Source organism: Acinetobacter rathckeae, from assembly GCF_015627125.1.
GTDB classification, from domain to species: domain Bacteria; phylum Pseudomonadota; class Gammaproteobacteria; order Pseudomonadales; family Moraxellaceae; genus Acinetobacter; species Acinetobacter rathckeae.
Genome location: NZ_VTDO01000003.1, coordinates 367,748 through 386,497 on the forward strand (window position 1 = coordinate 367,748; position 18,750 = coordinate 386,497).

The following is an 18,750-nucleotide window of genomic DNA, read 5'->3' on the forward strand; positions in this document are numbered from 1 at the left end:
ATGTGGGAATCTCTCTATTCAGCCATTGCCGTGATCTGCTACCTCATTGCAGCAACACGAATTTTATGTTTTGACAGCTTACAAACAAAGACCCATCACAACCGTATGCACCAGGCGATTGCAACACTACTGATTGCTGCATTTGCAGGGCAAAGCATCAATATCATTTTTTTAAAAGATCCTGTCACTATCTGGGATGCCTTTTTTGGCGTGGTGCTTTTGGCCGTGGTTTTACGTTCTAAAGGCAATATTGCCAGCATGTTTCGGAGTAATACCTTATGAGTCTTTTAAAATATGGAAGTAAAGGTGCTGAAGTTTATGGATTACAAAAAGCACTAATCCGACTGGGCTTTACCGATGCCCAAGGCAAACCACTGATTGCCGATGCAGATTTTGGATTAACCACTGAATATGCCGTGATGCAGTACCAAAAAAAAGCAGGATTGGTGGCTGATGGCAAAGTGGGTGATAAAACCCTCCAAGCCCTTGCAGGAAAAGACACCAGTAAATGCCTAAAAGACAGTGACTACCAAGCCGCAGCCAAACGTCTGAATGTACCAGAGTTATACATTCGAGTATTTGGTGCAGTTGAAAGTAATGGCCAAGGCTTTTTAGACAATGCCAAACCCAAAATACTGTTTGAACGCCATCGTATGTATGCCTACTTAAAACAAAAAATGGGGGAGGGTAAAGCCAATCAATGCATGGCAGCACAGCCAAATATTGTCAATACAGTTGCAGGTGGTTATCAAGGCGGAATAGCAGAGTACTACCGCTTAGCGTTGGCACAACAGATTGATCTAGAGTGTGCCTATCAGTCGACCAGTTGGGGGCAATTCCAAATCATGGGCGAAAATTGGCAAGCACTGGGCTATAAAACCGTTCAAGACTTTGTCAATGAACAATTCAATAGTGAATCTGCACAGCTTGAATCGTTTATTCGCTTTGTGGAATGGAAAACAGGCACGGTGAATAACCAAAAAGTGAAGCTAATTGATGCATTGCGTGAAGGCAATTGGGACATCGTATTTACCCTATACAACGGGGCAAATTATAAAAAACTCGGTTACCAAGCCAAATTCCAAAAGGAATGGGATCACCTCGAACCATTGTACGGAGTGAAACCTGCAGCATGATCACACTTGCCCTGATCCGATCATTCATCAAGCCAATCCTGATACTGCTTGCCATTTTCAGTGTTTGTATTGGCTTCAAGTACTACAACCATTTACAGCAAAGCATTGGCACACTTGAACACACCATCAAAACCCAAAACGACACCATCACCGAGCAAAAACAGATTGTTGAGCAGCTTAAACAGCAAATGACACAGCAACGTGTCGTGATGAACCAACTCCAAGCCAAACAAGAGCAACTCAATGTCATGGCACGACAGCGACAAAACAGCATCAAAGAGGTGTTTGCACATGATCAAATCAGTAAAAGTTGGGGCAGTCAGCCTGTCCCTGAGTCTATTATCCGCATGCTCAAGCCAACCGACAGCAATCACAGTCAACAAGAGCAACTATCCAGTACTCAGCCCATGCCAACCCGAACCGATCAGCATTGAAACCAATGCCGACCTTGCCACGGCACTCATTCAAAGAGACACTGAACTGGCACAATGTGCATTAAAGGTCGATAGCATCATACAAATACAGGCCATAGAAAATGAAAAAGCCCAATAGCCTACGCAGTTTTTTACTAGACGCTATACCAGAGCTACAAAATGATCCTGACCGGTTACTGATATTTGTAGATGAGGGCAGTATCAAAAGCACCATGGCCAATGGTTTGTCTTTTGAATACAGTTACCGTTTAAAAATGATTTTAACCGATTATGCAGGCGACCTTGCTGCAGTCAGTATTCCTGTCTTGGATTGGGTGCGTATCAATCAATCCGAGCTTTTAGTCAATTTAGACAAAGTACATGATGGCATTAAATTTGAGGCTGAAATCTTAGCCAATGATAAAGTCGACTTAGTCATTGATATGCCACTCACAGAACGAGTGATCGTCAAAAAAGACCAAAACCAACTGAGTGTCAACTACCCAGACGAGCCACAATATACCAAAGCCGAACCTAAACAACAGGTCTCACTGATTGACCAAAAAACAGGGCAAGTGATTACATCTTGGATGTCCTCTGAACAACAAGAAATATATACCCTTGATATGCCTTATCCGAGTCGATAACCATGGCAGAACTTGAAGCCTTACCCGAACATTTAAATGCCCTGGTGTTTAAGCTCAGCGAACAAGAGCGTAAAAAACTCTTAATGCAAGTGGCTCGTAAGATTAGGCAAAGTCAAAAAACAAGAATCACACAACAAAGCAATCCCGATGGGTCAAAGTATATCCCTCGTAAAAACTTGCGTGGTCGCAAAGGTAAAATTAAACAACGCATGTTTAATCAAATTAAAAATGCCAAATACTTACGCATTGAGAAAATAGAACAAGGTGTAGCGATTGGTTTTAATGAACGGCTTTCAAGGATTGCACTGGTGCACCAAGAAGGTTTAGTGGATCGGGTCGATCGTACATCTCGTTCACCCACTGTGAAATATGCCAAACGTGAGTTATTGGGCTTTACCGATGCAGAAATTGCGTTGATTGAGAGTGAAGTGCTGAATTATTTAAATTGATTTTTCAGTAGCTTTAATAGTTCATCGCATAGCTAATTTTCACAAACTTAACATTGATTGGTAAGCCTTTATTTAGCTCTAAAAAAAGCCCGAACTTGTTATGTTGATCAGCAGTTTTTTTAAACCAGATAGTATTGCTTGGCTCAGCCAATGGCTTTTTTTCTTGTAATGTCTGTGCATGAACAATGCGGATGAATAATAAATACATACTTAAAATAAGCAATATGCGAAAACACTGGCTGAATGTCATCATAACCCTGAAACGATAGAATGTAGTCAATAAGTATCTATCCTTTCAGGAACTCTCACCATATTCCAAAGCCCCCTTTGAGTTGTATAACTGCGTTATACAACTCAAAGCACATGCAAAAACCATAAAAATAAAACACGATGGCATCATGAATGCCGACACCAATAGACGCTTAGAAAACTTGATCCGTATTGGAACAATCGCTAGCGTTACACCCGAACAACCTTTTCATACCGTTACAGTCAACTTAGGTGACATCGTAACCGCACCCTTACGCCTACTTAACATGCGAGCAGGCACAGATAAAACCCATGATTTACCCAGCATTGGTGAAGAGTGTGTGGTGATAAGTCCAAGTGGTGAATTGGCACTCGGCATTGTTATTTGTGGCCTAAATAATGAAAATTTTCCAACACCCTCACAAAACCCAGACATCAAACTTAGAGTCTTTGAAGATGGGGCAATCATCAGCTACGACACTAAAAATCATGCATTACAAGCCATTTTGCCATCTGCAGGCACTGCACTACTGACAGCAAAAGGTGGGATTACCATCAATGGTGATACTACCATCAACGGAAATCTTACCACCAATGGCAATGTACAAACCAATGGCAACACCACCATGACAGGAAACAACAGTGTAGGTGGTAGTCAATCCGTCTCTGGTACCAGTCAATCGACAGGAAGTATTAGCACCAGTGGCGATGTCAGTGCAGGTGGCATTAGTCTGAAAAATCACAAACACAATGGCGTGAAAGGTGGATCAGACACATCAGGAGGTGCGGTGTGATTTCAAAAGACACAGGTCAGCTACTCAGCAACGAAATTGATCGTATTAAACAATCTATACAAGAAATACTTTCCACGCCTAAAGGCTCACGCATCATGCGTAGACAGTTTGGTTCAGATATTCCAAACCTAATCGACCAACCATTGAATGACATTTTAATCTTGCGTATTTATTCAGCAATTTACACACCACTATTGCTGTGGGAAGACCGCATCAGCATAGAAAGCATTGCCGTCACTCAATTAACAAAAGGAACGATCGACATTTCACTCGAAGCAGTACATATGTCGAGCAATCAGAACCTAAACTTAAATATACCGTTAAAAATGGGTGCAGCATGAACGTCATCTTTAGTCAGCTAACACCACCGCAAATGATCGAAGTCATCGACTTTGAAACACTACTACAAGAGAGAAAAGAGCAACTCATTGCGAAATGGTCAAGCATAAGCGACCAGGACTACGTTAGAGATATGCTAAATCGTGATAGCGAACCACTCACAAAGTATTTACAAGAAAATGTATATAGAGAGTTGCTACTTAGAAACCGCATTAACACTGCATCACAAGCTGTACTGCTGGCCTATGCCACAGGTACAGACTTAGATGCTGTTGCAGCAAATTTTGATGTCAAACGCTTAACGGTCGCCGCAGCAACCAGCACCAGTGCTGCAGTGTATGAATCCGATGAAGATTTACGTACCCGGACACAAATGAAATTTGATTCACTCAGTACCGCAGGACCAGAAAACGCATATAAATACCATGCCTTTTCAGCCGATGGCCGTGTGGCAGATGTTTCAGTAACATCCCCAAACCCTGCATATGTCAACATCACCATCTTGCAAAAAGATGCCGACAAAAACATTGCATCTACAGAGCTGATTCAAAAAGTGGCCAATGCCCTCGCACCTGAGAGTGTTCGTCCTATTGGTGATCGTATTACTGTAAAAACGGCAGAAATTATTGAGTATAGTATCGATGCATCTATATATATTGGAAAAGACCCTGAAGGGGCAACCCTCTTAGAGCAAGCAAAAAGTAATATCTTAGCTTATACCACTAAACAAAAACGCCTCGGACGCTCTATTTATCTCAGTGAAATTTATGCACAACTGCATGTCACTGGTGTCAGCCATGTTGTCCTTAATACCCCAAAAAACGACACCATTTTAACAACAGAACAAGCCAGCTTTTGTACGAACATCAACCTGACGTTAGCAGGTGTTGAATGAGCCAACTATTGCCCCCCAATGCCACAACATTTGAGCGTTATTTAAGTGAAGTCAGTCGTAAAAATACCGAACTTGCAGTCAACATCAAATCTATCGCACAGATTGATCAAGTACCTGACCAATTCCTATCATTTTTAGCATGGCAGTACTCGGTTGATAGTTGGGACAACAATTGGCAACCCTCACTCAAAAGAGAACGTATTAAGGCCGCCTTTGCACAGCATCAAGTCAAAGGTACAAAAGCTGCAGTCCGTGCAGTACTGGCACAGTTTGGCTTTGAATGCACATTCACCGAATGGTTCGACATGCAACCCATCGGTACACCAGGCACGTTTAAATTAGAGCTTGATTTAAATGGCATGGAACTTACTGAAGAAACTTATATCGAAGTCAATCGCTTAGTCAAAGATGCCAAGCCTGCAAGTCGTCATTTAACCAATCTTATTATTAATGTTTTACCCCTATGTATTCCGTACTATGCAGTCGGTGTACACAGTGCGGAAACGGTCACCATCTATGTAGAGTAATGCTATGCCAACATATAAAGGTATTTTAACAAATAACGGTAAAGCACTTTTTGCCAATGCATCAATCAATAGTAAGATTAACTTCACCCATATTGCTTTGGGCGATGGTAATGGCTCAGTACCAACACCAAGTGAAAACCGCAGTGCATTAATCAATGAAAAATCTCGCATTGCCCTGAATGCTGTTGGTATCAATCCAAATAACAACAATCAATTGGTCTGTGAAGCTATTGTCCCAAGCAATATTGGTGGTTTCACTATTCGGGAACTTGGCTTATATGCAGGTGATGTCCTTGTTGTACATAGCAACTACCCAGCCACAGTTAAACCCACAGCAGATGACGGTGCTGCACGTGAACTGAACATTAAAATGGTCGTCAACATACAAAATGCAGATGTGACTGCTGTTTATTTAGATGACTCTCTTATCTATGCAACACGTGAGTGGGTAAAAACCAACTATATTCCACGATCTGATCTTGTAAATGACCTCAGCACGGGTGGTAGTAGCAAACCACTTTCAGCTGAGCAAGGTAAGGTGCTACAAAACAATAAAGTCCAACTTGACCCATCGCCTACAGCACAAGGGGCGTACGTGGCATGGAACAAAACCAGTGGTCAAGGTCGAACTGACATCATTAGCAGTAAAGGTCTTGGCGTTGGTGGGTTTGAGTTTTGGAATGGTAAAGATGGTAATTTTTCAAGTATTGCAGTCATTGACTCAAACGGGAACTTCTCCAAAAATGCAGCATCGGCAACTAAGCTCCAAAATGCACGGAGCATCAACATTACAGGCGATGCTACAGCATCTGCCAGCTTTGATGGCACATCCGATGCACAGCTCAACCTCATTCTAGCCAATAGTGGTGTAGTTGCAAATACCTATGGTACAAACCTTAAAATCCCAGCACTCAATGTCAATGCCAAAGGCCTGATTACATCCGTCACCGAACAAAACTTACCTATCGTTAATGATTTAACCACAGGTGGTAGCAGTAACTTACTCTCAGCAGAGCAAGGTAAAGTATTACAAAATAATAAAGTCCAACTTGATCCATCGCCATCAAACCAAGGATCTTATATGGCATGGAACAAAACCAATGGTCAGGGTCGAACAGACATTGTAAACCATCAAGGGCAAGGGACTGGTGGCTTCGAGTTTTGGAATGGTAAAGATGGTAACTTCATAAGCATCGCCACTATTTACTCGGATGGCACATATTCTAAAAATGCGGCATCGGCAACCAAGCTACTCAACACTCGTAAAATCAATGGTACAGACTTTGATGGTACAACAGACATCAGTATCAAACGTATCGACAGCTCTGGCGATCTAGCCCTGATTAAATCAGGCGGTGGTGCAACAGGGCTTAATTTATTTCAAATCTACAATAATGGCTACCCTGCCATTTATGGAAATCTATTGCACATTGGTGGTGCAGGAAACAATCAACTGGCGTGCAGTTGGTCTGGTGATAACAGGCTATATCATCGTTCAAAAACAGATTTATCCAATGACTGGTCAAACTGGAGTACTTTGGCATTCACCACAGACAATGTTTCATCGGCAACTAAGCTCCAAAATGCACGGAGCATCAACATTACAGGCGATGCTACAGCATCTGCCAGCTTTGATGGTACATCCAATGCTCAGCTTAATCTCAGTTTAGCCAATAGTGGGGTGACTTCAGGAAATTATGGCACAAACCTAAAAGTGCCACGCTTCGCTGTTAATACAAAAGGCTTGATCACTTCAGTCACCGAACAAAACTTGCCTGTGATCAATGATCTCTCGACAGGAGGTAGCAGTAACTTACTATCAGCAGAGCAAGGCAAAGTGCTACAAAACAATAAAGTCCAACTTGATCCATCGCCAACAGCACAAGGGGCATTTATGGCATGGAATAAAACCAGTGGCCAAGGTCGAGCAGACATTATTAGCAGTAGAGGCCTTGGTGTAGGTGGGTTTGAGTTTTGGAACGGTAAAGATGGTAATTTTTCAAGTATTGCAGTCATTGACTCAAATGGTAACTTCTCCAAAAATGCAGCATCGGCAACCAAACTTCAAAATACTCGCAATATCAACATTTCAGGAGATGCCACAGCCTCAGCAGGCTTTGATGGCACATCCGATGCACAGCTCAATCTCACTTTAGCCAATAGTGGAGTGACTGCAGGTAGTTATGGTAGCAACCTCAAAATTCCAGCACTCAAGGTCAATGCCAAGGGTTTGATTACATCGGTCACCGAACAAAGCATACCTGTAATTAATGATTTAACCACAGGTGGTAGCAGTAACTTACTATCAGCAGAGCAAGGTAAATTGCTACAGATCACTAAAACCCCACTTTTAGATGATAAAACAGTCCCATTAAACCAAGGCTCGTATATTGGTTGGAATCGTAATGTCGGCTTAGGCCGTATGGATTTGATTAATCACTATGGCGGTGGTTCAGGCGGATTTGAGTTTTGGAATGGGAAAGATGGTAAGTTTACAAGCATTGTTACCATTGATAGCTTTGGCAACTACTTGGGAAATGCGATATCAGCAAATCGACTCCAAAACGCACGAAACATTGCACTTTCAGGTGACGTATCAGGCAGTGCAGATTTTGATGGTACAGGTAACATTAACATAAGCACTGTGCTTAATAATTTTCAAAACTCTAAGGCACAAAATGGCTATAGCTTTTTAGGCAACGGCATCATTATGCAATGGGCAAAAATCAGCGGAAACACCAGCTCAAACCGAACCATCACGCTCCCTATTACCTTTCCAAACGCAGTCACTTTTTTTAGTGGGACTTACGCAGCAACCAGAGATGGAAATTCAACAAAAAATATTTCATTAGACACACGAAACTTAGCTACGTCTAACATTTCATCATTACCTGTTTGGATCGGGTCAGCTGACTATGAAGACGTGGTATACATCTTTGCCATAGGGTATTAAACATGATTTATTTTAGTGAAAAACAACAGTCTTTCTACGACTCAAACTTAACATACACCGAACAACCAGATGATCTTGTAAACATCACTGAGGAACAACACAGTGAAGCCTTAGAAAAAATCAATGATGGTCACTATGTATTTTCCGATATGACTTATTCAGAACAAAAGCCAACACCTTATCATGTTTGGCAAGACAAAAAATGGCAAGACCTCCGTACCGATGCCGAGAAGCGTCAACAGTTTTTACAAACACTGACACCACTGACTCAACGCCAATTTAAATTGATCTTGCTTAAATATGATTTACTTACGGCCATAGAACAGCAGATCAATGCAATTAAAGACACCAAAACACAAGCACAGATCAAAATTGAATATGACTATGCCACCACATTTGAACGAGAAAGTGAAACCATAGTCTATATGTCAGGCCTAATTGGCCTAAGCTCAGACCAAGTCGACACCATGTGGCAACAAGCTATGGCACTTTGAGTTGTATAACTGCGTTATACAACTCAAAGCACATGAAAAGAGACATTAATTCTGTAAACCTGTGATTTGAAAAATACCAACAATCACAGGTTTTTTATGTCTTCATACCACCATGGTGTCAAAGTACTCGAACTTGATGATGGCACACGACCAATCCAGACCGTTGCATCATCAATTATCGGTACAGTTGTCACTGCCTCAGATGCAGATGCAACCACATTCCCCCTTAACAAAGCTGTACTCATTACCAACCCACAAGCAGCACTCACCAGTGCTGGCACAAAAGGTACATTGGCCAAAGTTCTACAAGCCATTGCAGACCAGGGCAACTATGCCACGGTTGTGGTTCGTGTCGAACAACTCAGTGATGCTGCAGCACAAATTTCTGCCGTAATCGGTGGCAGTAGCAATGGAAGCTATACAGGACTCAAAGCATTACTTGCATCAGAAGCACAGCTTGGTGTGAAACCACGTATTTTAGCAGTCCCTGGTTTAGACACACCTGCAGTGGCTACCGCTTTAGTCTCTATTGCACAACAGCTCAGAGGCTTTGCTTACGTTTCTGCGTATAACTGTAAAACAAAAGAAGAAGCTGTGGCCTACCGACAGACCTTAGGGGCTCGTGAAGTCATGGTCATTTGGCCTGACTTTTTAGGCTGGGACAGCACCGCCAATGCCACCACGACCTTTGATGCCACTGCACGAGCCATTGGCTTACGTGCAAAAATTGACAATGAACAAGGCTGGCACAAAACGCTGTCAAACGTGGTAGTTAATGGTGTCACAGGCATGAGCAAAGATGTCTATTTTCAACTCCAAGACTCAAGCACAGATGCCAACTACCTCAACGAACAAGAAGTGACCACCATCATTCAACGTGATGGCTTACGTTTTTGGGGTTCACGTACCTGTTCAGCAGACCCACTATATGCATTTGAAAACTACACACGTACTGCACAAATCTTAGCAGATACCATGGCAGAGGCTCACTTTTGGGCAGTCGATAAACCACTATCACCAAGCCTTGCACGAGACCTCATCGAAGGCATTAATGCCAAACTACGTGAGTTAATCAATGCAGGCTACTTACTCGGTGGTGAGTGTTGGATCAATCCAACCAGCAATAGCAAAGAAGTACTTAAAGCAGGGCAACTTCTCATTGACTACAGCTACACACCTGTACCACCGCTTGAGAACCTCACACTACGCCAACGCATTACAGACAGCTATTTAGCCAGTTTTGCTGCCAATGTCACTGCAGGATAAGGAGTAAAACACTATGGCTTTACCTAAAAAACTCAAAATGATGAACCTGTTTAATGAAGGTAACTCCTACCTTGGTCAAACAGGTGAAATCACGTTACCCAAACTCACTGCCAAATTAGAAAATTGGCGTGGTGGTGGCATGATGGGCAACGTCAAAATCGACCTTGGTTTTGCCGATGATATGACCGAATTTACATGGAAACTCGGTGGTATTGACCCACTGGTGCTTAAACAATTTGGTGCAGCTACCATCTCTGCCTACGGTTTACGTTTTGCAGGCTCATACCAGCGCGATGACACAGGTGAAACATCTGCACTCGAAATCGTTATTCGTGGTCGTCATGAGGAAATTGACTTTGGCAATGCCAAAGCAGGTGACGAAACTGAACAAACCATTAAAACAGTCTGGTCGTATTACAAGCTTTCAATCGATGGCCAACCGATCATCGAAATCGACATTCCAAACCTTATTTATGTGGTCAACGGCAAAGACATGTATGCCGAACACCGTAAAAATATTGGCCTTTAAGTTTCCACCCCTCTACATCTACATAGTGGTGTAGAGGTTTTTTTACATTTTTTTGGATAAAACAATATGACTACCCCAGACCAGATCGAAAATCAAAAAGCCATTCAACTCGACACCTATACAGTCGAATTAGATGAACCAATCAAAGTCGGTGGCAGTGAAATCAAACAGCTTGAACTCCGTAAACCCAATATTGCAGCATTACGCAACATTAAATTGTCTGAACTTATGCAAGGTGATGTTGCCAGTATCGTAGAGATACTACCTCGTGTCTGCACACCATTTCTGACCAAAGAACAAATCAACCAACTAGAACCTGCCGACATCGCACAAGTCGGTGGTGTGATTATGAGTTTTTTGCAACCGAAATCAGTACGTGCGGAAATGTTTCGCCAACAGTAGAAGATGCCATCGCAAACATTGCGGTGGTCTTTCATTGGCCACCGCAAACCTACAATGACATGTCTTTAACTGAACTGATGCAATGGCATCAAAAAGCCATTGAACGAAATGGAAATGATGCCGAATGAAACCGTTACGCCTAGAAGTACTTTTTGGGGCAAAAAATAGCTTATCCCCAACATTAAAAATGCTAACGAGCAGTAGTCAATCTGCTGCTTCAGCATTTAAAAAAACCCGTGAAGAAATTAAAGCCCTTGAAGAACAACAAAAACAAATTGATGGTTATTTAAAACAAAAAAAAGCACTAGAAAGCAATACATCAGCCTTACAAACAATGCATGAAAAACTGGCTCAACTTCGTAAAGACATGGCCAGTAACACAGCAGAAAAATTTGCTACTGATTTAAACAGTGCGAAAGTTAAACTGGCAGCAACTAATGCAGAAATAAAGCGTCTAACTGATCAACAAAAGAAAATAGACCTATTTTCATCTCAAAAAAAATCACTGCTTGAAACACAAAAAAGTTACGATGCTTTAAAACTAAAAATTAAGGCACTAAAACAAGAAATGCAAAATGGTTCATCTGCAAAGATGAATAAAGATTTTGCGACAGCAACCAAACAAGCTGAACGTTTCAAGAGTAAAATTGAACAGCAAAATATCAGCTTGCAACGCTCACGTGATGCACTAAAAGAGGTGGGAGTCAGTACACAAGGTCTAGCAAAAACTCAGTCCCAACTGCGTAATACAATGGAGCAACTCGGTACAAGCCAAACCAAACAAGCGACCAGTATCAATAGTCTAAAAAAAGCATATGATGATGAAAAAAAAGCACTTGATCAGCTTTCAAAACAGCTCAATAGCACCGATAAAGAGGCTAAAAAATTAGATAACACCGTTCGTGAGCAAAAACAAAAGTTGCAAGAGCTAAAAAATGGATTAAATAGCTCAGGTACATCAACACAAAATCTAGCTGAGCATCAACGTAGCCTAACCAGCCGAATTAATCAGGCCAATGGCTCACTTGAGGCACAAAAAACTAAACTTAAAAACCTCAATCAAATTCAACAAACCCACGCTAGATATCGTGACAACACACAAAAAGCCACCACGGCAGGCATTACCATGGCCACGACAGGTGCAGCCACATTTTACTCAATGAAAAAACCCATTGAGGAAAATAAAAAAATAGATATCGAACAAAACCGTATTGCATCACTTGGTCTTGGTAAAGAATCTACCAAAGAAGCTATAGACTACGCTCGTGCCATGAAAACATTCGGTACCAGTACGCTAGATAATATGACCCTTGTTCGTGATGGTATTACCGCATTTGCAGACGTACACCATGCAAAAATGGTTGCACCCATGCTGGCAAAAATGAAATTTGCCAATGAGGCCATGTATGGTCAAGAACATGGTGCAGATAATGAAAAAAAGTTCATGGATATGCTCAAAGTCATTGAAATGCGTAATGGTTTAAAAAGCGAAGGGGCCTTTAAAGAACAGGCCAACATGATACAACAGGTCATCACTGCAACTGGTGGCCGAGTGCAACCAGAGGAATGGTTAAATCTTATTAAAACAGGTGGTATCGCAGCAAAAGGGGTTGATAACAAGTCGTTTTACCACACCCTAGAACCATTGGTACAAGAAATGGGAGGATTTAGAGTCGGTACAGCTCTCATGTCTTCATATGCAAATCTATATCAAGGAAGAACAACCAAACGTGCAGCTAAAAACTTAGAGAAATTTGACCTGATTGGTGACCCATCAAAGGTACGTCATGACAAAACAGGCAATTTATCTTATCTAGATATCGGTGCAATCAAGGGTGCTGATCTCTTTAAAAAAGATCAATTTGCATGGATGGAACAAGTACTTGTGCCTGCCTTAAATAAAAAAGGCATCACCAAAGAAGGCGATGTCATCGATGCGATTGGTAGTATTTTTTCAAACCGAACAGCGTCTAACTTAATTGCAACTATGTACCAACAGCGAGAGAATATTCATAAAAACCAAAAACTCAATGCTGGTGCAGACAACATAGACCAACTGAATGATAAAGCACAAAATACGACAACGGGTAAAGAACTTGAAGCTCGAGCAAAACTACACGATGCCTATCTAGAGTTTGGTCACACCATACTTCCCATTTACACCAGTGCCATTGTCACCGCAACCAATGCATTTAAAAACATGACAGGATGGATGCAACAAAACCCAATGTTGGCTAAAGTCATTGGTGTCGGTCTAGTGGGGATTGCGACTAGTCTGATCGCCATTGGTGGTGCATTAGTGGTGTTCTCTCCCCTCATTATGAGCATGCTCAGTTTACGGCTCGTCATGGCATCACTCAGTGGCAGTGGCACAGCCATGGGTTTTGTTTTTAAAATGCTCATGTCACCACTAAAACTGTTTGGTACAGCCATGTTGTGGCTGGGTCGTATAATGCTCGCTAACCCAATCATCTTGGCTATTACAGTTATCGCAGGCGCGGCCTACCTTATTTATAAAAACTGGACACCAATATCAAAGTTTTTTAGCAATATCTGGCAAAAAATAAGCCAGCTATTTAATTCAGGTGTCACTGCAGTAGCTGGCTTCTTTACAGGCTTATGGACATCCATTAAAGACATTTTTAACAGCATAGATCAAGTATTTGTAAACAATCCCATCTTAAACTTCCTACTACCGCTGATCGGCATCCCACGTCTTATCATCAGCAACTGGGGAAGTATCAGCCAATTTTTCACAGGCTTGTGGCAAACAGTCAGCAACAGTGCATCAAGTGCATGGAACAGCCTTACTACAGGTACATCAGAGGCATGGAACAGTGTTGTAATGTACTTTAGCCCACTCGGTGAGTGGTTTAATGCTCAGTGGCAAACGGTAAAACAAGGAGCAACCGATCTATGGGCAAGCTTTAGCAGTGGTGCGAGTGACACTTGGAACAGTTTAACCACCACATTTGCACCTGCAGGGGCGTGGTTTAGTGAACGCTGGAACGACATCAAAAATGCCTTTAATGGTGGCCTTGTTGGAGTAAGCTCACTCATTATCAACTGGTCACCAATCGGCTTATTTTACACCGCATTTTCGTCTGTACTCAGTTGGTTCGGTATCGACCTGCCAAGCAAGTTTACAGGCTTCGGTGGTATGATTATCGATGGCCTCATTTCAGGTATAGAAAAAGGCTTCGATAAACTAAAAAATGTCTGGACAACCATCAACTCATGGTTACCCGACTGGACACGCAAGAGCATGGACATTCATTCACCCTCACGTGTTATGGCAGGGCTTGGTGGCTATGTGGTCGATGGCTTAACGGTAGGCCTAGACAAGAGATTTCCATCACTTAAAAGCAAATTCAACCATGTGCTTGGCGTATTTAATCAGCCAATTCAATCACCACAAGCCACTTTACCAGATGTATCACAAGACCATGTCACCCCACCAAATAAAATACTCAGTCATGTACAGCAACTGGGAAACACGGTTGCACAGCGAATCAATCAACAATTTCCAACCCTTAAAAACAAACTAAGCCAAGCATTTGAGCAGTTTAAAAACATGCCCTTGGTCAGTGCATTCATACCAAGCCAGTTCAATCAAACACGAGACTACAGCAACCCAATCGAACAACCTAAAACAGATCTGCAGACCCGTTTTAAACACTTTGCACAGTCGCTCACTCAAAGCAACGCCCCCGAACTACAAAACAGCCCAAGCGTACTGTCAAACATCCAACCCATTGTAGAGAAAATTAAGAGCTTCACGCTCAGCAATAGCCCAACAAGCAACACGCCAGCCACAATTGAGGGAGATACCTTTCATGTCACCTTTCAAACACAAGCAGGACAAAATGACAAAGAACTCTTTAATGACTTTAAACGCATGATTGAAGAATACGACCGAAAAAAACAAATTCGACTTCGCAACAAATTTACAGACCAGGACTAAAACACATGATGATGATATTTGGTGTGTTTATATTCAGCATACCGACAGCAACATACCAACAACTACAGCGTAAAACCTCATGGCGATATGGCAGTAACAACCGAGTGGGTGACATGCCTGCCTATCAGTTTTTGGGGCGTGGTGAAGACACCATCACCCTACAATGTTCAATCGTGCCTGAGTTTGGCTCACAAATGAGCCTCACCGCACTGAGAACCATGGGCGATTTTGGTAAAAGCTTCCCTTTAATTGGCGGAACTGGAAAAGTTTATGGTTTATACAAACTAGATGACTTAAATGAAACACAAACCTACTTTTTTAAAGATGGCAAACCTCGCAAAGTCGATTTTACACTGACTCTCACTCAAACCATGCGACCAGGCACACTCATTGGTAATGCCGTGGGTAGCCTCATTGGACTATAAATATGAGCATTGGCCAAATGATCACATCTATCACACAAAAAATGGCAGACAACAATCCTACTGCCATTTATCGCATACTGGTAGACGAACAAGACATCTCACCCAAAATAAATAGCAGACTCATTAAACTCAGCATTGATGACCATCGTGGCTTAGAAGCCGACAGCATCAGCCTTGAACTATCAGATCATGACGGAAAACTCAATATTCCACCCAAAAATGCAGAGATCAAAGTCTGGATCGGCTGGCAAAATACAGGCCTTGTTTACAAAGGTAAATTTATTGTCAAAGAAGTTGAACACTCAGGATCACCCGATGTCATACACATACGTGCAACAGGTGCAGACCTTAAAAAAACCTTTAAGCAGAAAAAGGAACGCAGTTTTAGCAAAAAAACCATCGAGCAAATTGTCAGTCAAATTGCATATGAACACGACCTGATACCCAACATCAATAGTACACTGGCACTCATCACACTGGCACACATCGACCAAAACGAATCAGACGCTAACCTCATTACTCGTATTGCAGATGAGCATGATGCCATTGCAACTGTAAAAAATGGCATTTTACTATTCATGCCAAAAGGACAAGCCGAAACAGTCACAGGCAATGAGCTACCCACGGCAGAAATCACCCGTATTGATGGTGACAGCCACCGCTATAGTATGACCAATGGTGGTGATGATATCAGTGGTGTACTTTGCTATTACTACGATGAAAAAAAAGCACAAAAACAAAAAGTCATCATTGGTGATACAGACGAATATACCAAAGACATGCGTCATATTTACCGTGACAAAGACACTGCAACACATGCAGCAAAAGCCGAATTTAATCGACTCAAACGAAAAACGGCCACATTTAGTTTAAGCCTAGCCTATGGCATGCCTGAACTGATTCCTGAAATGCCATTGGTCTTTTTAGGGTTTAAAGCTGAAATTAACGATATTATATGGCTTGGTACAAACATCAGCCATCAGCTCGACTCGTCTGGTGGCTATACCACCAGTATTGAAGCAGAAATCCTTATCCCGGACAGCGATGATATTGCCCAACTGGTCGATGAAGAAGGTGGAAATTATACAGGTGTGATTGCCTATTACAAAAACGGTAGCACAACACAAAAAATCACCCGTGGTGATCAAAAGTCACCAAAACGACTGACTTACTTATATAAAAACAAAGCCACCGCAACAACTGCAGTGGCTAGGGAGTGGAAAGAATTACAGAATCAATCTAAGGGTAATTAGCCCATTAGAAATTATAAATAATTAACTCATTACCATTATGATCCGCAGCTGCAGCTTTGCTATTAACAGACCAACGAATCTTTTTATGGGTAATTTTATAGTCTTTAAATAGCTCACGGACTTCGGGCGTATCATTCAAACTAAGGATAAATTTCCCTTGGATATGGTCTAACTTTTCTTTTAAATCGTAAAAGTCCTGTTTTGACCAGATCCCTTTACCATAAACATTTTCACAGTCCCAATAAGGCGGATCTAGATAAAACAACGTATCTGGTGCATCCATACGCTGAATAATGTAATCATAACTGCTATTCTCAATGGTGACGTGCTGTAGCCGTTCATGAATAGATAACAGATGTGATCTTAGTTCACTGCCTAGTTTGAGGCGACTTTTACGATCACGAGAATAAGAAAAACTACCATCGAGCTGACAACCAAATGCGGCACGTAATAAATAATAAAACTTCGCTGCACGTTGAATATCGGTTAAGCCACGATCATTCTTTTTCATGTCATTAAAGAGCGTACGAGAAAAAAGCTGATACTCAAACTCTTGCAAGAATGCATCAAAGTGAAATTTTAAAATCCGATATAAATTAATTAAATCGTCATTAATGTCGTTAATCACTTCAGAGCTAGACGCTGTTTTTTTAAAAAGTACCCATCCAGCACCGCCAAACACTTCAACATAAGCCTTATGTTCAGGCATCATGTCAATAATGGTACGTGCAAGTTGTGATTTACCACCAAGCCAGCCACTAAAGCTGTGGCCACTAGGATTGTATTGTGGTGAGAGGTTTTGTGTCATGGATATTACCTGAACAATGTTGATGCTCTTGGCATTCAGGTAAGGTACTCGCGGTACGCTGAAAAGTATTTAATGTTTTGCAACGAGTGCATTTGATTTCGATAACATCAAAATGCCGAATTTTCGCTAATAGTTTAAAACAACAGCGACATTTTATATTTGTCATAAAATTTCGTCAGATTGAAAAAACAAGCTAAATAGTAAATAAATTGCCACAAAAGCACAAATATATAATCTTTTTATTTATAATGATTGTAAATACAACCAGAAAAGAGACCATGGCATCAAAGAATCGCTTTTCATGTCCACATTGTGATCATAAGCTCGTTTTAAGAACAAGTAAGTTAGAGAGTCCATTATTTCGGGTGGTTTATTTCCAATGTACCAATATCAAATGCGGTTTTTCAGCCCGTGCAGAATTTGCAATCACTCATCAGGTTGCCCCTAGTGCAATACCCAATCCTTTAGTGAGTCTAGAGTGCTATGGTGAAAATGATGATAAAGAAAAAAATAAAGGGCTTAGGTTTAAATGATAACCATAATAGTAATTGTGCAGTGTTTTGTTTGGCTCATTTTAGCTACAGCAATATGGATACAGCATAGAGTAGCTGCCATATTCTTTTTATTTTTTTCAATTTACGTGGAACTACTTAAAATGCAAGGCAGTAGTTAAATAAGTGATAAACGGCATAACCCCATTCAATTCAAAGGACAAAGAAATGACTAAAGTATCAGAACAAGAGCTTCAGGAAAAATCAGTAGCTCCACGCTTAACTCCTGATCATATTGCATCAAAAATTAAAGCCATTCGATATGCAACAGGTGAGGATTTTGAATTTGCTTGGAAAGACAGTGATTATCAAGGTTGTGGTGCACCACAATTAACAATCTGTATTTTATCGTTAGAAAATGGATTTACTGTCATTGGTGAATCAGCATGTGCAAGCCCTGAAAACTTTGATCTATTTATTGGCCAAAAGATTGCATATGAAAATGCACTGAATAAAGTATGGCAACTTGAAGGCTATTTACTAAAAGAAAATTTATACCAGACGAAGCTTGATAACAATTTTTGATACCAATTAAATTTAAATAAAAACCTTAGTCATTAATGTGACTGAGGTTTTTTATTTTATAGGGTTTACATTATTTTTGACGATAACCTGACCTGTCAAACGGTGGATCAGGTTCTAGGTGAACGCAATTG

General features: G+C 41.3%; 23 protein-coding genes. 21 read left to right on the forward strand and 2 right to left on the reverse strand.

What is annotated here, in order from left to right:
* The 19 genes from I2F31_RS07335 to I2F31_RS07425 all read left to right on the forward strand — a co-directional run bounded on the left by I2F31_RS07335 (window position 1) and on the right by I2F31_RS07425 (window position 16,735).
* Window positions 1–282, forward strand: a complete 282-nt coding sequence (locus I2F31_RS07335) for a phage holin family protein (RefSeq protein ID WP_195773611.1) — start codon at window positions 1–3, stop codon at window positions 280–282.
* Window positions 279–1,136, forward strand: coding sequence for an N-acetylmuramidase domain-containing protein (locus I2F31_RS07340; protein WP_195773610.1), 858 nt, complete (start codon window positions 279–281; stop codon window positions 1,134–1,136). The genes I2F31_RS07335 and I2F31_RS07340 overlap by 4 nt, the downstream gene beginning before the upstream one ends.
* Entirely contained in the window at window positions 1,133–1,570 is a 438-nt protein-coding gene (locus I2F31_RS07345) for a DUF2570 family protein (protein WP_195773609.1), read from the forward strand. The genes I2F31_RS07340 and I2F31_RS07345 overlap by 4 nt, the downstream gene beginning before the upstream one ends.
* Window positions 1,467–1,688 (forward strand): Rz1-like lysis system protein LysC, encoded by a 222-nt coding sequence (gene lysC / locus I2F31_RS13495; RefSeq protein ID WP_407647868.1) that lies wholly within the window; start codon window positions 1,467–1,469, stop codon window positions 1,686–1,688. Before I2F31_RS07345 ends, lysC begins: the two co-directional genes overlap by 104 nt.
* Window positions 1,672–2,196, forward strand: coding sequence for a phage tail protein (locus I2F31_RS07350; RefSeq protein ID WP_195773608.1), 525 nt, complete (start codon window positions 1,672–1,674; stop codon window positions 2,194–2,196). The genes lysC and I2F31_RS07350 overlap by 17 nt, the downstream gene beginning before the upstream one ends.
* A gap of 2 nt (window positions 2,197–2,198) precedes the next feature.
* Window positions 2,199–2,645 (forward strand): phage virion morphogenesis protein, encoded by a 447-nt coding sequence (locus I2F31_RS07355; protein WP_195773607.1) that lies wholly within the window; start codon window positions 2,199–2,201, stop codon window positions 2,643–2,645.
* A gap of 398 nt (window positions 2,646–3,043) precedes the next feature.
* Complete coding sequence (locus I2F31_RS07365; protein ID WP_195773665.1) at window positions 3,044–3,688, forward strand: phage baseplate assembly protein V; 645 nt, start codon at window positions 3,044–3,046, stop codon at window positions 3,686–3,688.
* The gene (locus I2F31_RS07370) at window positions 3,685–4,029 is read left to right on the forward strand and encodes a GPW/gp25 family protein (RefSeq protein ID WP_195773605.1); all 345 of its coding nucleotides are present in this window, start codon (window positions 3,685–3,687) and stop codon (window positions 4,027–4,029) included. Before I2F31_RS07365 ends, I2F31_RS07370 begins: the two co-directional genes overlap by 4 nt.
* Window positions 4,026–4,922 (forward strand): baseplate assembly protein, encoded by an 897-nt coding sequence (locus tag I2F31_RS07375; RefSeq protein WP_195773603.1) that lies wholly within the window; start codon window positions 4,026–4,028, stop codon window positions 4,920–4,922. Before I2F31_RS07370 ends, I2F31_RS07375 begins: the two co-directional genes overlap by 4 nt.
* Complete coding sequence (locus I2F31_RS07380; protein WP_195773602.1) at window positions 4,919–5,449, forward strand: phage tail protein I; 531 nt, start codon at window positions 4,919–4,921, stop codon at window positions 5,447–5,449. The genes I2F31_RS07375 and I2F31_RS07380 overlap by 4 nt, the downstream gene beginning before the upstream one ends.
* 4 nt (window positions 5,450–5,453) lie before the next feature.
* Window positions 5,454–8,402 (forward strand): phage tail-collar fiber domain-containing protein, encoded by a 2,949-nt coding sequence (locus tag I2F31_RS07385; protein ID WP_195773600.1) that lies wholly within the window; start codon window positions 5,454–5,456, stop codon window positions 8,400–8,402.
* Window positions 8,403–8,404: 2 nt separating this feature from the next.
* Window positions 8,405–8,896: a hypothetical protein gene (locus I2F31_RS07390; protein ID WP_195773598.1), complete on the forward strand. Its 492-nt coding sequence runs from the start codon at window positions 8,405–8,407 to the stop codon at window positions 8,894–8,896.
* Between the two features lie 96 nt (window positions 8,897–8,992).
* On the forward strand, window positions 8,993–10,162 hold the full coding sequence (locus tag I2F31_RS07395) for a phage tail sheath protein (RefSeq protein ID WP_195773596.1): 1,170 nt from the start codon (window positions 8,993–8,995) through the stop codon (window positions 10,160–10,162).
* Window positions 10,163–10,175: 13 nt separating this feature from the next.
* Window positions 10,176–10,691, forward strand: coding sequence for a phage major tail tube protein (locus I2F31_RS07400; protein ID WP_195773594.1), 516 nt, complete (start codon window positions 10,176–10,178; stop codon window positions 10,689–10,691).
* Window positions 10,692–10,757: 66 nt separating this feature from the next.
* Window positions 10,758–11,093 carry a phage tail assembly protein gene (locus I2F31_RS13320; RefSeq protein WP_195773593.1) on the forward strand — a complete coding sequence of 112 codons (336 nt, stop codon included), beginning with the start codon at window positions 10,758–10,760 and terminating at the stop codon, window positions 11,091–11,093.
* A 17-nt stretch (window positions 11,094–11,110) separates the two neighbouring features.
* Complete coding sequence (locus I2F31_RS13325; protein WP_407647869.1) at window positions 11,111–11,221, forward strand: GpE family phage tail protein; 111 nt, start codon at window positions 11,111–11,113, stop codon at window positions 11,219–11,221.
* Window positions 11,218–15,057, forward strand: coding sequence for a hypothetical protein (locus I2F31_RS07415; protein WP_195773591.1), 3,840 nt, complete (start codon window positions 11,218–11,220; stop codon window positions 15,055–15,057). Before I2F31_RS13325 ends, I2F31_RS07415 begins: the two co-directional genes overlap by 4 nt.
* Window positions 15,058–15,062: 5 nt before the next feature.
* Entirely contained in the window at window positions 15,063–15,482 is a 420-nt protein-coding gene (locus I2F31_RS07420) for a phage tail protein (protein ID WP_195773590.1), read from the forward strand.
* Between the two features lie 2 nt (window positions 15,483–15,484).
* On the forward strand, window positions 15,485–16,735 hold the full coding sequence (locus I2F31_RS07425) for a contractile injection system protein, VgrG/Pvc8 family (protein WP_195773588.1): 1,251 nt from the start codon (window positions 15,485–15,487) through the stop codon (window positions 16,733–16,735).
* A 4-nt stretch (window positions 16,736–16,739) separates the two neighbouring features.
* Here the strand turns inward: I2F31_RS07425 and I2F31_RS07430 are convergent, their stop codons facing one another.
* A complete protein-coding gene (locus tag I2F31_RS07430; RefSeq protein WP_195773587.1) occupies window positions 16,740–17,543 on the reverse strand; it encodes a DNA adenine methylase in 804 nt (267 codons plus the stop codon).
* Window positions 17,509–17,709: a Com family DNA-binding transcriptional regulator gene (locus I2F31_RS13500; protein WP_195773585.1), complete on the reverse strand. Its 201-nt coding sequence runs from the start codon at window positions 17,707–17,709 to the stop codon at window positions 17,509–17,511. The genes I2F31_RS07430 and I2F31_RS13500 overlap by 35 nt, the downstream gene beginning before the upstream one ends.
* Before the next feature lie 112 nt (window positions 17,710–17,821).
* Here I2F31_RS13500 and I2F31_RS07440 point away from each other — a divergent pair, with 112 nt between their 5' ends.
* Window positions 17,822–18,076, forward strand: coding sequence for an ogr/Delta-like zinc finger family protein (locus tag I2F31_RS07440; protein WP_195773584.1), 255 nt, complete (start codon window positions 17,822–17,824; stop codon window positions 18,074–18,076).
* Between the two features lie 186 nt (window positions 18,077–18,262).
* Window positions 18,263–18,619 (forward strand): Gp49 family protein, encoded by a 357-nt coding sequence (locus tag I2F31_RS07445; RefSeq protein WP_195773582.1) that lies wholly within the window; start codon window positions 18,263–18,265, stop codon window positions 18,617–18,619.
* The last annotated feature ends 131 nt before the right edge of the window (window positions 18,620–18,750 follow it).